Source organism: Methylobacterium sp. SyP6R, from assembly GCF_019216885.1.
Classification (GTDB): Bacteria; Pseudomonadota; Alphaproteobacteria; order Rhizobiales; family Beijerinckiaceae; genus Methylobacterium.
This window is the reverse complement of sequence record NZ_JAAQRC020000001.1, coordinates 1,006,092-1,021,088: the sequence shown is the minus strand read 5'-3', so window position 1 is coordinate 1,021,088 and position 14,997 is coordinate 1,006,092. Positions and strand designations below refer to the sequence as shown.

Here is a 14,997-nt window from a genome sequence, read left to right as displayed (position 1 = left end):
GAGCGGCGTCGTTCTCGATGAAAAACCCTTCGCCCACGGAGAGGACCCCGATGCGTGCCCATGCCCTCCTGATCCTGGCTCTCGCCGCCGCGCCGCTCCCGGCGCTGGCGCAGAACCAGGTGCCGACCAACCGCGCCCAGCAGAGGGTCGAGGGGATCAACCGCTCGATCGAATCGGGGGCCGAATCCCGCAGCATCCAGCAGCAGAACCGGTTCGAGACCAACCAGCTCCAGGGCCAGATCCAGCGTCAGCAGAGCATCGCGCCGCCGCCCCCGGCGCCGATCGTCGTGCCGCACCGCTGAGCGGCGTGGTCAGTGCCTGACCCGGGCCCCGGCGGACGCAAAGGCCATGGTGTCCGGCCGGGCATTGTGGCCGTCGCGGCCGCGGGCAGCGATGCCGATCGTCCGGCCCAGGTCGTCAGGCCGCGGAAGCCTTGCATGCGAGCCGAGCATGACCGAGAGATTGGCCTGGATGTCCTCGGGGAACGGCGCCACGCGCCGCGTTTCCGGATCGACGTGGAGGGACAGGTTCTCGGAGGTGGCGGCGACCCATCCCTCGCTGGCGTGGCGGATCTCGGAATAGAAGTGGATGCGCTTCTCGTCGAAGCCGATGAGTTGCAGCGTCACCCGGACCCGATCGTCGAGGACCAGTTCGCGGCGGTAGCGCACATGGACCTCGGCCGCGAAGGTCGTGCCGCGCCCGGAATCCATGTAGTCGGGCCCGAGGCCGACGACTCCGAACGCCTCGTCCACCGCCCGATCGAACAGGACGTGGTAATAGGCCATGTTCAGGTGGCCGTTATAGTCGATCCAGCCCGGCTCGATCGCCATCGTCGACGACACGAACGGCGCGAAGAAGAAGACCGAAGCGGGGCGGTCGTCTGCCATTGTGGGGCTCCCGGTCGGGCGCAGGCGGGATGACAAGGGCGCCCTGGCACGTACCACGCTTGGACACGGGATGCATCCCCGAATGGGTTGCACCTTGGGGCAAGGTGGCGGCCATCCAGCGCACTTCTCCGTGACCGGGCCGCCGGATATGCCGGCCTGGAAGCGGCTGCTAGAGTGCCGGCAAAAGGCTGGCGGTTTTAACAAGCAGCACCGTCCGCCGCGAGAACCGTCCGGGAGATCCGCCATGAACGCCCAGAGCCCCGCCCCCAGCCGCGCCCGACCAAGCCCTGAGACCGTCGAGGCGGTCATCCGCGAGCTGACGGCGCAGTTCGGCAACCGTGTCGTCACCTCGCAGGCGGTGCGCGAGCAGCATGGCAGCACCCTGACCTGGGTCGCCAACCAGCCGCCGGACGCGGTGGTCTATGCCGAGAGCACCGAGGACGTGCAGGCAATCGTGCGGGTCTGCGCCGCGCACAAGATGCCGGTCGTCGCCTTCGGCACCGGCACGTCGCTCGAGGGCCACGTCAACGCGCCGTTCGGCGGCATCTCGATCGACATGAACGGCATGAACAAGGTGCTGGCGGTCCATGCCGAGGACCTGGATTGCGTGGTCCAGCCCGGCGTGACCCGCAAGGCGGTGAACGAGCACCTGCGCGACCAGGGCCTGTTCTTCCCGATCGATCCCGGCGCCGACGCCTCGCTGGGCGGCATGGCGGCGACCCGGGCATCCGGCACCAATGCGGTGCGCTACGGTACGATGAAGGACAACGTGCTGTCGCTCACCGCCGTGATGCCGAACGGCGACGTCGTCCGCACCAGCCCGCGCGCGCGCAAGACCTCGGCCGGCTACGACCTGACCCGGCTGATGGTCGGCTCGGAGGGCACCTTCGGCATCATCACCGAACTGACGCTGAAGCTCGCCGGCATCCCGGAGGCGATCTCCGCCGGCGTCTGTCCTTTTCCGAGCATCAAGGCGGCCTGCGACGCCGTCATCGTGACGATCCAGTCCGGCCTGCCGGTGGCCCGGATCGAGCTTCTGGACGAGGTTCAGGTCGCGGCCTGCAACGCCTATTCGAAGCTCACCCTGCCCGAGACCCCTCTCCTGCTGGTCGAGTTCCACGGCACGGATGCCAGCGTGCGCGAGCAGGCCGAGCGCTTCGGCGAGATCGCGGCGGAATTCGAGGGCGGGCCCTACGAGTGGGCGACCAAGGCGGAGGAGCGGACCCGGCTCTGGCAGGCCCGCCACGACGTCTACTGGTCCGCGGTCGCCATGCGGCCGGGGGCCCGGGTCATCGCTACCGATGTCTGCGTGCCGATCTCGCGGCTGGCCGAATGCGTCGACGAGACCAAGCGCGACATCGTCGAAAGCGGCATCACGGCGCCGATCGCCGGCCATGTCGGCGACGGCAACTTCCACACCTCGCCGCTTGTCATGATGGACGATCCCGACGAGATCGCCCGGGTCACCGGCTTCATCGAGCGCCTGGTCGCCCGGGCGATCGCCATGGAGGGCACCTGCACCGGCGAGCACGGCATCGGCCAGAAGAAGATGCGCTTCATGGAGCTGGAGCACGGGCCCGAGGCGCTGAACCTGATGCGCACGCTCAAGCGCGCGATCGACCCGGACAACATCATGAATCCCGGGAAGGTGGTGGTGGTTTAAGGCTCCACGCGATGGCCGGCATTGCCGATAAGGCGGTGCCGGTTCAGTGTTCTGTCCGTGATCCCCCACGTGAACTCACACCCTCCGCGTCATTCCGGGGCCGCGCAGCGGAGCCCGGAATCCAGACACTCAGTTTTGTCAGGAAAAGGCGGACAGCGTTCCGCTTTCTTCTGAACATCCTGCGGTTCTGGATTCCGGGCTCCGCTGCGCGGCCCCGGAATGACATGGAGGGTGTTATTGTCGTGGGAGAGAACGCAAGCCCGGCCCCGGCCCCTACCGCAGTTTCAAGGTCGCCAGCCCCAGCAGCGCCAGCACCACCGCGATGATCCAGAACCGGATCACCACCTGCGGCTCCTTCCAGCCCTTCTGCTCGAAATGGTGGTGGATCGGCGCCATGCGGAAGACGCGCTTGCCGGTGAGCTTGAACGAGGCGACCTGGATGATGACGGAGAGGATCTCCAGCACGAACAGGCCGCCGACGATGCCGAGCACGATCTCGTGCTTCGTCGCCACCGCGACGGTGCCGAGCAGGCCGCCGAGCGCCAGCGAGCCGGTATCGCCCATGAAGATCTGGGCCGGCGGCGCGTTGAACCACAGGAAGCCGAGGCCCGCCCCGATGAGCGCCCCGCAGACCACCGCCAGCTCGCCGGTGCCCGGGACGTAGTTCACCTGGAGGTAGGACGCATAAATGACGTTGCCGACCAGGTAGGCGATGATCCCGAAGGTCGCCGCCGCGATCATCACCGGCACGATGGCGAGCCCGTCGAGGCCGTCGGTGATGTTGACCGCGTTGCCCGCGCCGACGATCACGAAGCCCGCGAAGGCGACGTAGAACAGGCCGAGATTGATGATCGCGTCCTTGAAGACCGGGAAGGCGAGCCGGTAGGCCAGGCCCGGCGCCGAGTATTCCGCCACCGCGACGCAGGCCGCGACCGCGATCAGGGCCTCGAGGGCGAGGCGGAACTTGCCGGAAAAGCCCTTGTGGCTCTGCTTCGTGACCTTGAGGTAGTCGTCGTAGAAGCCGATCGCGCCGAAGCCCAGCGTCACCATCATGACGATCCAGACGTAGTGGTTGCGCGGATTGGCCCAGAGGATCACCGCCACCATCACGCCGGCCAGGATCATCAGCCCGCCCATGGTCGGCGTGCCGCGCTTGGTCAAGAGGTGCGATTGCGGGCCGTCCTCGCGGATCGGCTGGCCCTTGCCCTGGCGCAGGCGCAGGAGCGAGATGATCCAGGGCCCGAACCAGAACACGAAGAAGCCCGCCGTGAACAGCGCGCCGCCGGTCCGGAAGGTGATGTAGCGGAAGACGTTGAGCGGCGAGAACACGCCGCTCAGGTCGGAGAGGAGGTAGAGCATCCCGGATTCATCCGATCGTGGGCGCGCGGCAGCCCCGGGCAAAAGGCCCGCGCCGCCGCGTCAGAAGTCCTTGGAGGGTCGCTCAGCCGGATCGGCCGATGGCGAGATCCTGGTCCGCGGCCCCGCCGTAGCGGGCTTTGAGCGCCTCGACAATCCGGCCCATGCGGGTGCTGTTCGAGCCCTTGACCATCACGGCGTCGCCGGGCCGCAGGGCCTCGACCACCGGATCGACGAGTTCGACGGACGCCGCGCGGGCACCGGCCCGCCGCGAGGCCGGCAGCGCCTCGAACAGCTCCTGCATCAGGGGACCGGCGGTGAAGACGAGATCGATGCCGTGCTCCTCGACGGCCTGCGCCAGTTCGCGGTGCAGGCGGGGAGCGTCCGCCCCCAGTTCCATCATGTCGCCGAGGACCGCGATGCGCCGCCCGGACGTCTCGACGCCCGCGAGCGTGCTGAGCGCGGCCCGCACCGAGGCCGGATTGGCGTTGTAGCTCTCGTCGACGAGGAGCGCCTCGCCGCCCGCGACCTGGAGGACGTGGCGGGCGCCGCGGCCGGCCGGAGGCCGCAACTGGGCCAGCGACAGGGCGGCGAGCGCGAGATCGGCGCCGAGCGCCTGCACGGCGGCGATGACGGCGAGCGAGTTCAGCGCCGTGTGCCGGCCCGGGGTGCCGAGCTGGTAGGTGACGGGCAGCCCCATCGCCCGCACGTCGACGATCGACAGGTCGGGCCGCATCACGATGCGCTCGGCGCGCACGTCCGCGTCGCGGTGCTCGCCGAAGCTGACCACCCGGCCGGCGCGGGAGGCGAGCGCATGGGCCTTCAGCCGCTCGAAATTCGGGTTGTCGCGGTTGATGATCGCGACGCCGCCGGGCTCCAGGCCGTAGAAGATCTCGCCCTTGGCGTCGGCGATGCCGGACAGCGAGCGGAAATGCTCGATATGGACCGGCTCGACCGTGGTGACGATCGCGATCTCGGGCCGGACCAGCCGGGTCAGGGGAGCGATCTCGCCGGCATGGTTCATGCCGACCTCGAACACCCCGAACGCGCTCGACGCCGGCATCCGGCTCAAGGTCAGGGGCACGCCCCAATGGTTGTTGTAGGAAGCGACCGAGGCGTGGGTGGTGCCCTGCGCGGCGAGAACGTGGCGCAGGGCCTCCTTGGTGCCGGTCTTGCCGACCGAGCCGGTGACGGCGAGGACCCGGGCGCCGGTGCGGGCGCGCGACGCGACGGCGAGGCCACGCATCGCGGCGAGCACGCCGTCTTCGTCACGGGCGGGCACGGCGATCAGCGGGCCGGCCTCGGCGAGGTCGGCGGCGCGCTCCTCGGCCACCACCGCGGCACCGGCGCCGCGGGCGAGCGCGTCGCGCACGAAATCGTGGCCGTCGCGGGCCTCGCCGCGGATCGCGAAGAACAGGTCCCCGACCTTCAGGGTGCGGGTGTCGATCGAGATGCCGGACAGCGCGCGCGGGGCGGAAGCGTCCGCGACCACGCGGCCGCCCATGGCGGCGGCGGCGTCATCCAGGGTCCAGAGGGGCTCGGTCATGCGCGGGTCTCCTCGATCGCGCTCAGGACCGCGTCGCGGTCGGAGAAAGGCAGCGTGCGGTCGCCGATGATCTGGCCCGTTTCATGACCTTTGCCGGCTACAACCAGCACGTCGCCGGCGCGAAGGTCGCGTACCGCCGTCCGGATCGCCTCCGCCCGGTCGCCGATCTCCTCCGCACCCGGCGCCGCCGCCAGGATCGCCGCGCGGATCGTCGCGGGGTCCTCGCTACGGGGGTTGTCGTCGGTGACGATGACCCGGTCGGCCTTCTCGGCGGCGATCCGGCCCATCAGCGGGCGCTTGGCCCGGTCGCGGTCGCCGCCGCAGCCGACGATGCAGACGAGGCGCCCGGTGGTGAAGGCGCGCAACGCATCGAGGACGTTGGCGAGCGCATCGGGCTTGTGGGCGTAATCGACGATGCAGAGCGCGTCGCGCACCGTACCGACCCGCTCCAGTCGCCCGGGCACCCCGGCGAGATGCGAGAGCGCCGCGATCACCTCCGCCTCGCGCCCGGCCCCGGCCGGGGTCGCCAGGACGAGGCCGGCGGCCACCAGCGCGTTCTCGACCTGGAACGTGCCGACGAGGGGAAGGTCGACTGTGTAAGCCGCGGCCCCGATCGCGATCTCGAGGCGCTGGGCGAAGCCCTCCTGGCGGGCGGAGACGAGGCGGATCCCCTCCCCGGCCCGGCCGGTGGTGACGAGCCTCGTGCCGCGAGCCCGGACGGCGGCGATCACCGCCCCGCTCTGCGGCCCGTCGGCATTGACCACCGCCGTGCCGTCCTTCGGCAGAAGCGTCGTGAACAGCCGGAGCTTGGCCTGGAGATAGGCCTCCGGCGTGCCGTGATAGTCGAGGTGGTCGTGGCCGAGATTGGTGAAGCCGGCCGCCGTCAGGCTTACCCCGTCGAGGCGGCTCTGCTCGATCCCGTGCGAGGAGGCCTCCATGGCGAGTTCCGTCACGCCGTCATGGGCGAGCCGGTCGAGGGTCTGGTGCAGGGTGATCGGGTCGGGGGTTGTGAGCGAGCCGTAGGCGCCGCCGCTCGTGGTGATCACGCCGAGCGTCCCGAGGCTCGCCGCCTCCCGGCCGAGACGGCCGAAGATCTGGCGCACGAAATCGGCGACCGAGCTCTTGCCGGCAGTGCCGGTGACCGCCACCACCGTCCCGGGCTGGCCCGGATGCAGCCGGGCGGCGGCCTGCGACAGGGCCCGGCGCGCATCCGGTACCGCGAGATAGGCGACTGAGTCGGGCAGGTCGGCCGGGCGCTCTCCTTCCGCCACCATCGCCACCGCGCCGGCCGCAGCGGCCTTGGCGGCGAAGAGCCGGCCGTCGGCGGCATTGCCGGGCACCGCCAGGAAGACGAAGCCGGGCTCGACCTTGCGGCTGTCGGCGGTGAGGCCGGTGAGGGCAAGGCCGGCATCCGCACCGGCCTCCGCGAACAGATCGCCGAGGGTGGGGCTCATTTTCCGTCCAGCATGTTGACGTGGTAGGCGCCGAGCTTGACCATCAGCGGGAACGGCTTCACCGGCGGCTCGAATTGCGGCGGCAGGCCGAGGATCGGCGCGACCCGGGCGATCACCCGGCCGGTGACGACGCCCGAATTGTAGGCGGCGGTGGCGTATGAGCCGGATTCCGCCGCGACGGGCTGCGGCTCGTCCATGATGGTGACGAACAGGTATTTCGGCTTGTCCATCGGGGCCACCGCCATGAAGGTGGTGAACAGCCGGTTCTTGACGTAGCGGCCGCGGATCACCTTCTCGGCGGTGCCGGTCTTGCCGCCGACGTAGTAGTACGGAATCGCCGCCTTCTTGGCCGAGCCCTCGGTGGCGTTGAGGCGCATGATGTAGCGCATCGCCTCGCTGGTCTGGGGCGAGAGCACCTGCGTCGCCTTCTCGCGCGCTTCCGATTCGGTCCGCTTGAGGAAGGTCGGCGTCATCAGGAAGCCGCCATTGGCGATCGCCGCCACCGCGGCGGAGGCCTGGAGCGGCGCCACCGCCAGGCCGTGGCCGAACGCGATGGTGATGGTGTTGATCTCGGTCCAGCGCGGCGGGATGATCGGCTCGGCGCTCTCCGGCAATTCGGTGCGCATCCGGTCGAGCAGGCCCATCTTCTTCAGGAAGGCCTTGTGGCCGGGCACGCCGATGCCGAGCGCCATCTTGGCCGAGCCGATGTTGGACGAGTGGGTGAACACCTCCGGCATCGTGATGACCCGGTTGGTGCCGTGATATTCGTGGATCTTCTGCCGGCCCCAATGCAGCACGCCGCCGCGGGTGTCGAAGGTCGAGTTGACGTTGAACTTGCCCGAATCGAGCGCCATGGCGAGCGTCATCGCCTTGAAGGTCGAGCCCATCTCGTAGACGCCGACGTTCATCCGGTTGATCCGGTCGGGATCGAGCGCGTCCTTCGGCTCGTTCGGATCGAAATCGGGCAGCGAGGCGAGCGCGATCACCTCGCCGGTGGTCACGTCGAGGATCGCGCCGGCCGCCGCCTTGGCGCGGTAATGCTCCATGCCCCAGGCCAGCTCGTCGCGCACCGCGTGCTGGGCGCGCAGGTCGATCGAGAGCTGGACCGGCGCCATGTCGGCCGACTTCTCGACGAAGCCGAGGCTGTTGAGGTCGCGCAGGCCCTGGCGGTCGATGTACTTCTCGATGCCGGCGATGCCGACATTGTCGAGGTTGGTCACGCCGAGAATGTGGGCCGCCGCGGTGCCGTTCGGGTAGACCCGCTTGTGGTCGGACAGGAAGCCGATGCCCGGGATACCGAGGCGGTGGACCTCGGCCTGCTGGCGCGGTGTGATCTCGCGCTTGACCCAGACGAAGCCCTTCTTCGACGACAGCTTCTCGCGCAGGTCGCGGGCGTTGATGTCCGGCAGGACGGCGGTGAGCAGTTCCACCGCCTCGTCCTTGTCGTAGATGTTCTTCGGCTCGGCGAAGACCGAGACGGTGCGGATGTCCGTGGCCAGGATCTCGCCGTTGCGGTCGATGATGTCGGGCCGCACCTGCGCGGTGCCGCCGGCCTCGGCCCGGCGAGCCTGGGCGGTGCCCGGATCGTCCGGCAGGAGCGCGAAGCTGACGAGGCGGCCGATCAGCGCGAGGAACACCGTGCCGAAGACGAGGCCGACGAGGCCGACGCGGGCGGCGCTGCGCTCGACCGAGAGGCGGAACATCGCCAGCACGCCGCCGCGAAGCATCTCCGCCAGGCTGCGCCGGGGCAGTGCAGGCTCGTCGGCGACGGGCTCTCGCGCATCCATGGGCGCCGGATCGACCTCGGGGCCGTGCTGATCGTGCGCCTGCGGGTCGTGAGCCTGGAAGTCCTGATCCTGGGTCACGGCGCCTACCTCTTGGCCGTCGGGGTGACGGTGCGGGTGGGAGTGGACGTGGAGCCGGTGGTGCGCGGCTCCTCGCTGCGGGCAGCGGTGGTGGAGGGCGCGCGCTCCTTGGTCGCGGGCGTCGCCGTGGCGCCCAGCCCGAGCGCCTCGAGCTTGCGGGCGATCTCGTCGCCGCGATCGGCCTTGGCCGGCAGGTCGGCGAGCCGGCCGAGATGGGCGGTGCCGATCGGCTCGAGGTCGAGGTACTTGTCGACCGCACCCTGGAGCCGGTCGGGCCGGGTGAGCAATTGCCACTCGGCGCGCAGGACCGCGATCGCGTCGCGCTCCTTGCGCAGGCGGGTCTTCAGCTTGGCGACCTGCTCGGCCTGGTAGAGCGTGTCGTACTTGATCGAGTAGGCGTAGATGGCGGAGGCGATCAGCCCGGCGATCGCCGCGAGGTGCAGGAGGCGGATCACCGGCGCCCTCCCCGCGTCTGGGTCTCGGGCAGGGAGGCCAGGGTTTCGAGCACGGTCAGCGGCGGCGGCGCGGGCGCGTCGGTGCGCTCGCCGGCTCGGAGCTTGGCCGAGCGCGACCGGGGATTGGCCCTGCACTCGGCCTCGCCGGCGGCGACCGGGCCCTTGGTGGCGAGGGTGAAGCTGCGCGGTGTCGGCTGCGCGGCCATCGGCAGGTGGCGCGAGGCCGCGACCGCCCGGCCGCTGCGGGCCGAGAAGAACTGCTTCACGATGCGGTCCTCCAGCGAGTGGAAGGTGACCACCGCCAGGCGCCCGCCCGGCCTCAAGGTGTGCTCGGCGGCGTGCAGGGCCCGCTGCAGCTCGCCGAGCTCGTCGTTGACCGCGATGCGCAGGGCCTGGAAGGTCCGGGTCGCCGGATGGATGCCGCTGCCGGGCTCGGCCCGCACGACGCCGGCGACGATGTCGGCGAGCGCCGCGGTGGTCTCGATGCGGCCGCGCCGGCGCGCCTCGATCAGCGCGCGGGCGACGGCGCGGGCCCGGCGCTCCTCGCCGTAATGGTAGATCACGTCGGCGAGCGCCGCCTCGGAGGCCTCGTTGACGAGGTCGGCCGCACTTTCGCCCGCCCGTTCCATCCGCATGTCGAGGGGGCCGTCGAACCGGAACGAGAAGCCGCGCTCGGCCTGGTCGAGCTGCATCGACGAGACGCCGATATCGAGCACGACGCCGTCCGCTTGCGTGAAGCCGTGGTCGCGCGCGATCGCGTCGAGGTCGCCGAAGCGGCCCTGGACCAGGGTCAGGCGCCCTCCTTCCGCCTCGACCAGGGCCTGGCCGGCGGCGATGGCGGTTGGGTCGCGGTCGATGGCGAGCACGCGGGTCCGCGGATCGGCCGCCAGGATCGCCCTCGTGTAGCCGCCGGCCCCGAAGGTGCCGTCGATCACGGAGACCGGGCCGGAGGAGACGCCGAGCGCCGTCAGGACCTCGGCGAGCAGGACCGGGATGTGGGGGGCGGCCTCGGTCACGACCGGCACTCCGACTCGACCGAGCGAAAAGCCCATCCCGCGCGCCGGGCGCGCCCTGAGGCGTGACGATCCATGGTGTTCCGCTGTCCGCACGAGCCGGGCCGAAGCCGGCCGGGATCGGCGCCAGGGCGCCGCTTTGCCCACGCGAGACATCGACGCGCGACCATCGCGCCCGCTCTCGCGGGGTGAGGCCGCCGATGCTGGAATCGCCGTGGACGGGGTGGCTCGGGGTATCATGGGCCTCTGGGGTCGTCAACGCGAGGGCACACGCGGCGGGCAGCACCCGCCCCGATGGCATCAGAGACCAGCAAGGTTAACGAAGGCTTGTGATGGCTGCGCGCCGCGCCGGAAAGTCGAGGCGGGCAGAGCTGTTCGCCCGCGGGCCCCGGCTTGATCTCGGCGATGCCTCGCCCCGGCTGAATTTCAGCTGGGGCGGCCCTGGACCGGGCTTTTTATCAATTGGGTATCAGCCGGCCTGTAAGCCGGGTTCTGTATGGCCCGGTGGATCCGCAAGGATCCCCCGGACGTGGCGGCCATTCCTCTGGGACGGCCGTTGCCGGCCGCCTCGAGCAACCAACCCGGGCGACGGGCCTGAAGAAGGCCGTGCGCGATGTCTCGCGCGTGCCGCCCCTATTCGGTTTTGCTCCCGGTGGGGTTTGCCGTGCCGTCCGCGTTGCCGCGTCCGCGGTGCGCTCTTACCGCACCCTTTCACCCTGGCCGCGGAGGGTTCGCGAGAACCCGCGCGGTGGTCTGCTCTCTGTGGCACTGTCCCTGGGGTCGCCCCCGCCGGACGTTATCCGGCACCGTCTCTTCATGGAGCCCGGACTTTCCTCCCCGGATCCCGCTTGGGCAGGCGAACCTGCCGACGGGACCGGAGCGGCCGCCCGGCCGGCTGACGGCGCCGATGTGCGATGCGCGAGCGCCCGCGTCAAGGCTGTGGTGGTCCGCGAGGCGCGCGGGCCGGGTTGCCGCGCCGTCGATACTCCCTACCTGCCGGTCTCAAGGCCGCCCCGACGCGGCCGCGAGAACGGAGGCAACCCTGATGAGCGAGAACATCGAGGCGGGCTGGACGCTCGAGACCGTGCAGCAGCTCAAGGCCATGGCGCAGGAGGGCGTCTCGCCCTCCGTGATGAGCCTGAAGCTCAAGCGCCCGGTCACGGCGATCCACGCCAAGCTGGCCGAACTCGGCATTACGCCCGCTGCCGGGGCGTAGACGCCGCCAGAAGGGCGGGCCGCGTCGGGCCCGCCCGCCTGTGACTACCAGCTGCCGGTATTCTGCATCGAGGCCCAGGGCTCCTGCGGCGGCTTGGCCCCGCCCTTCTGGAGGATCTCGATCGAGATGCCGTCGGGCGAGCGCACGAAGGCCATGTGGCCGTCCCGCGGCGGGCGGTTGATGGTCACGCCGGCATCCTGGAGCTTCTGGCAGGTCGCGTAGATGTCGTCGACCTGATAGGCCAGGTGGCCGAAGTTGCGCCCGCCGGTATACTCCTCCGGATCCCAGTTGTAGGTCAGTTCGAGCAGCGGCGACTTGCTCTCCTTGGCCCGCGCGGCGTCGCCCGGGGCGGCGAGGAAGACCAGGGTGAAGCGGCCCTTCTCGCTCTCGGTGCGGCGCACCTCCTGGAGGCCGAACTTGTTGCAGTAGAAGTCGAGCGCACGCTCCAGATCGGCGACGCGGACCATCGTGTGCAGGTATTCCATGGCGCTTCTCGCTCCTTCCATGTCGGGGCGCCCGTCCCGGGCGCCGGGTCCGGCGTCGTAGCTAGGGCGGCCGTCCTCCGGTGGGAGGGTCGGGAGGAAAGGCCGAGATCCCTCGCGTCGATGGTCCCCGCGTTCGTCTCTTGGCCGCCTCTTGGCCGTCCCTTGGCCGTCCCTTGGCCGTCTCTTGCCGATCCCGCGTTGCGCTGCGGCCGGCACCGGTGCAAAGGCTCTCGATCCTAGCGCCGCTCTTGCGCCGCGCCCCGCGCGACCGCCGAGGACCCCGCCATGCCGTCGATCACGCGCCTCGCCGATTACCGCCCGAGCGACTACCTGATCGACCGCGTCGACCTCGACCTGCGCCTGCATCCGACCGAGACCCGGATCACCGCGACGCTCGCCCTGCGGCCGAACCCGGCCGGCGAGCCCGGGGCGCCGCTCGTCCTCGACGGCGACGAGCTCACCCTGCTCGCCATCGCGCTCGACGGGCAGCCGACCGGTCCGGGCGCGATCGACGTGACGCCCCGCTCGCTGACCCTGCACCAGCCGCCGCAGCGCCCCTTCGTGCTCGAGATCGCCACGCAGGTGAACCCGAGCGCCAACACCAAGCTGATGGGTCTCTACCGCTCGAACGGCGTCTATTGCACCCAGTGCGAGGCGGACGGCTTCCGACGCATCACCTACTTCCTCGACCGGCCGGACGTGATGGCGGTCTACACCACCCGGATCGAGGCCGAGCGGGCCGACGCGCCGGTTCTGCTCGGCAACGGCAACCCGGTCGAGCAGGGCGCGGTCGGCCTGACCCGGCACTATGCGGTCTGGCACGACCCCCACCCGAAGCCCGCCTACCTGTTCGCCGTGGTCGGCGGCCGGCTCGGCCGGGTGGCGTCGCGCTTCACCACCATGGAGGGACGCGAGGTCGAGATCGCCGTCCATGTCGAGCCCGGCAAGGAAGGTCGCGCCGATTTCGCCCTCGACGCCGTCGCCCGCTCGATGCTTTGGGACGAGCGCACCTTCGGACGCGCCTACGACCTCGACATCTTCAACGTCGTCGCGGTCTCCGATTTCAACATGGGGGCGATGGAGAACAAGGGCCTCAACATCTTCAACGACAAGTACGTTCTGGCCAGTCAAGACACCGCCACCGATGCGGACTACGCCAACATCGAGGCGATCATCGCCCACGAATACTTCCATAACTGGTCCGGCAACCGGGTGACCTGCCGCGACTGGTTCCAGCTCTGCCTCAAGGAGGGCCTGACGGTTTTTCGCGATCAGGAATTCTCCTCCGACGAGCGCTCGCGCCCGGTCCACCGCATCGCCGAGGTACGCACGCTCCGCGCCCGCCAGTTCCCGGAGGATGCAGGTCCCTTGGCCCATCCGGTGCGGCCGCAGGCCTATCGCGAAATCAACAACTTCTACACCGCGACGGTCTACGAGAAGGGCGCCGAGATCGTCCGGATGCTGCGCACCCTGCTCGGCCCCGAGACCTTCCGGCGCGGCATGGACCGGTATTTTTCCACCTGCGACGGCACGGCTGCCACGGTGGAGGATTTCCTCACCGCCTTCGCCATCGAGAGCGGGCGCGACCTCACCGCCTTCGCCCGCTGGTACGAGCAGGCCGGGACGCCGACCGTCGCGGTATCGGGCAGCTACGACCCGTCCGCCCGGACCTACACCCTCGCCTTCCGCCAGAGCCTGCCGGTGATCGCCACCGAGGCCGCTGCCGCTGCCGCGCCGCAACCCCTGGTGATCCCGGTGGCGCTCGGCCTCGTCGCCCCCGAGGGTGGGGCGGTCGCAGCGGCGAGCGAGCGGGTGCGGGACGGCGTGTTCGTGCTCGAGACGGCGGAGGCCAGCCTCGTCTTCACCGGAATCGCCAAGGCGCCGGTACCGTCGCTGTTTCGCGGCTTCTCGGCGCCGGTGAAGGTCGAGCACGCGCTCACCCGGAACGAGCGCCTGACCCTGCTCGCCCACGATTCCGACGCCTTCAATCGCTGGCAGTCGGCCCAGACCCTCGCCATGGAGGTGCTGGTCTCCCGCGCGAAGGCCGGTGCGCCGCTCGAGCCCGAGGCCGGGCCGGAGGCCGGGGGCCTCACCGCGGCACTCGCGACCTTCCTCGACGGCGAGGCGCTGTCCGATCCCGCCTTCGCCGCCCTGGTCCTGACCCTGCCGGGCGAGCAGGAGGTGGCGCAGACCTTCCAATCCGAGGTCGATCCCGATGCGATCTGGCGCGCGCGCCAGAGCCTGCGGGTGCAGTTCGGCCGCGATCTCGGGCCCCGGCTGCTCGCCTTGCGCGACGCGCTGGCCGAGCCGCCGGGTGCGCCGTTCAGCCCCGATGCCGCCAGCGCCGGGCGCCGGGCCTTGCGCAACGCCGCCCTCGACCTCGTGACCGCGGCCGATCCGGAGGCCGGCACCGCCCTGGCGCTGGCCCAGCTCGAGACGGCTTCGACCATGACCGACCGGCTTGCGGCGCTTGCCGCTTTGAGCCTGGTGCCGGGCGAGGCCCGGGAGGCGGCCCTCGCCCGCTTCGGTGAATCCTACCGCCACGAGCCCCTGGTGCTCGACAAGTGGTTCGCCCTCCAGGCGATGATCCCGGAGGACGGGACGCTGGAGCGGGTCCGCGGGTTGATGCGCCACCCGGCCTTCTCGCTCGGCAACCCGAACCGGGTCCGCTCGCTGATCGCCAGCTTCAGCCTCAACAATCCGACTCAGTTCCACCGCCCGGACGGGGCGGGTTACGACCTGACCGCGGAGGTCGTCCTGGCCCTCGACGGAAAAAATCCACAAGTCGCGGCGCGGCTGCTAACTGCCTTCAATACTTGGCGTATGGTCGAGGGCGGGCGCCGCCTGCGGGCCGAATCCGCCCTGCGGCGGGTGGCCGAGGCGCCGGGCCTCTCCCCCGACGTCAGCGACATCGCCGGACGATCGCTCGCACCCGTGAAATAATGCATAAGCCGTTGTGGCCGCAGGTAGAATCGCGTCATATCCAGCACCCGCGGGCGATCCGATCACTGGTTAACACTTCATTTCCAAGGCGCGAGGCGCTGGACAAAATGCTTG

12 protein-coding genes and 1 other RNA gene are annotated in these 14,997 nt (G+C 70.4%); 4 read left to right on the top strand and 9 right to left on the bottom strand.

Features of this window, described 5'->3' with window-relative positions:
- Positions 1-50 precede the first annotated feature (50 nt).
- Positions 51-302, top strand: a complete 252-nt coding sequence (locus HBB12_RS04610; RefSeq protein ID WP_236988276.1) for a hypothetical protein — start codon at positions 51-53, stop codon at positions 300-302.
- A gap of 9 nt (positions 303-311) precedes the next feature.
- On the opposite strand, the gene HBB12_RS04605 is transcribed toward HBB12_RS04610, so the two are convergent.
- The gene (locus tag HBB12_RS04605) at positions 312-887 is read right to left on the bottom strand and encodes a thioesterase family protein (RefSeq protein ID WP_236988275.1); all 576 of its coding nucleotides are present in this window, start codon (positions 885-887) and stop codon (positions 312-314) included.
- 244 nt (positions 888-1,131) lie between these two features.
- Here HBB12_RS04605 and HBB12_RS04600 point away from each other — a divergent pair, with 244 nt between their 5' ends.
- Entirely contained in the window at positions 1,132-2,550 is a 1,419-nt protein-coding gene (locus HBB12_RS04600; RefSeq protein ID WP_236988274.1) for an FAD-binding oxidoreductase, read from the top strand.
- Between the two features lie 273 nt (positions 2,551-2,823).
- Here the strand turns inward: HBB12_RS04600 and mraY are convergent, their stop codons facing one another.
- The 7 genes from mraY to rnpB all read right to left on the bottom strand — a co-directional run bounded on the left by mraY (position 2,824) and on the right by rnpB (position 11,138).
- Positions 2,824-3,909, bottom strand: a complete 1,086-nt coding sequence (mraY, locus tag HBB12_RS04595) for a phospho-N-acetylmuramoyl-pentapeptide-transferase (RefSeq protein WP_236988273.1) — start codon at positions 3,907-3,909, stop codon at positions 2,824-2,826.
- An 82-nt stretch (positions 3,910-3,991) separates the two neighbouring features.
- Positions 3,992-5,452 (bottom strand): UDP-N-acetylmuramoylalanyl-D-glutamyl-2,6-diaminopimelate--D-alanyl-D-alanine ligase, encoded by a 1,461-nt coding sequence (locus HBB12_RS04590; protein ID WP_236988272.1) that lies wholly within the window; start codon positions 5,450-5,452, stop codon positions 3,992-3,994.
- Complete coding sequence (locus HBB12_RS04585) at positions 5,449-6,906, bottom strand: UDP-N-acetylmuramoyl-L-alanyl-D-glutamate--2,6-diaminopimelate ligase (protein ID WP_236988271.1); 1,458 nt, start codon at positions 6,904-6,906, stop codon at positions 5,449-5,451. Before HBB12_RS04585 ends, HBB12_RS04590 begins: the two co-directional genes overlap by 4 nt.
- Positions 6,903-8,693, bottom strand: coding sequence for a peptidoglycan D,D-transpeptidase FtsI family protein (locus HBB12_RS04580; protein ID WP_236992661.1), 1,791 nt, complete (start codon positions 8,691-8,693; stop codon positions 6,903-6,905). The genes HBB12_RS04585 and HBB12_RS04580 overlap by 4 nt, the downstream gene beginning before the upstream one ends.
- Positions 8,694-8,776: 83 nt before the next feature.
- Positions 8,777-9,226 carry a cell division protein FtsL gene (gene ftsL, locus HBB12_RS04575; protein WP_236988270.1) on the bottom strand — a complete coding sequence of 150 codons (450 nt, stop codon included), beginning with the start codon at positions 9,224-9,226 and terminating at the stop codon, positions 8,777-8,779.
- Entirely contained in the window at positions 9,223-10,278 is a 1,056-nt protein-coding gene (gene rsmH, locus HBB12_RS04570) for a 16S rRNA (cytosine(1402)-N(4))-methyltransferase RsmH (protein WP_236988269.1), read from the bottom strand. Before rsmH ends, ftsL begins: the two co-directional genes overlap by 4 nt.
- Positions 10,279-10,704: 426 nt before the next feature.
- Positions 10,705-11,138: RNase P RNA component class A (rnpB, locus tag HBB12_RS04565), an RNA gene on the bottom strand.
- A gap of 146 nt (positions 11,139-11,284) precedes the next feature.
- Between rnpB and HBB12_RS04560 the strand changes: the two genes are divergently transcribed.
- Positions 11,285-11,455 (top strand): hypothetical protein, encoded by a 171-nt coding sequence (locus tag HBB12_RS04560; protein ID WP_165083051.1) that lies wholly within the window; start codon positions 11,285-11,287, stop codon positions 11,453-11,455.
- 44 nt (positions 11,456-11,499) lie between these two features.
- Here the strand turns inward: HBB12_RS04560 and HBB12_RS04555 are convergent, their stop codons facing one another.
- Positions 11,500-11,940 carry a VOC family protein gene (locus HBB12_RS04555; RefSeq protein ID WP_236988268.1) on the bottom strand — a complete coding sequence of 147 codons (441 nt, stop codon included), beginning with the start codon at positions 11,938-11,940 and terminating at the stop codon, positions 11,500-11,502.
- A gap of 285 nt (positions 11,941-12,225) precedes the next feature.
- Here HBB12_RS04555 and pepN point away from each other — a divergent pair, with 285 nt between their 5' ends.
- The gene (gene pepN, locus HBB12_RS04550; RefSeq protein ID WP_236988267.1) at positions 12,226-14,883 is read left to right on the top strand and encodes an aminopeptidase N; all 2,658 of its coding nucleotides are present in this window, start codon (positions 12,226-12,228) and stop codon (positions 14,881-14,883) included.
- The last annotated feature ends 114 nt before the right edge of the window (positions 14,884-14,997 follow it).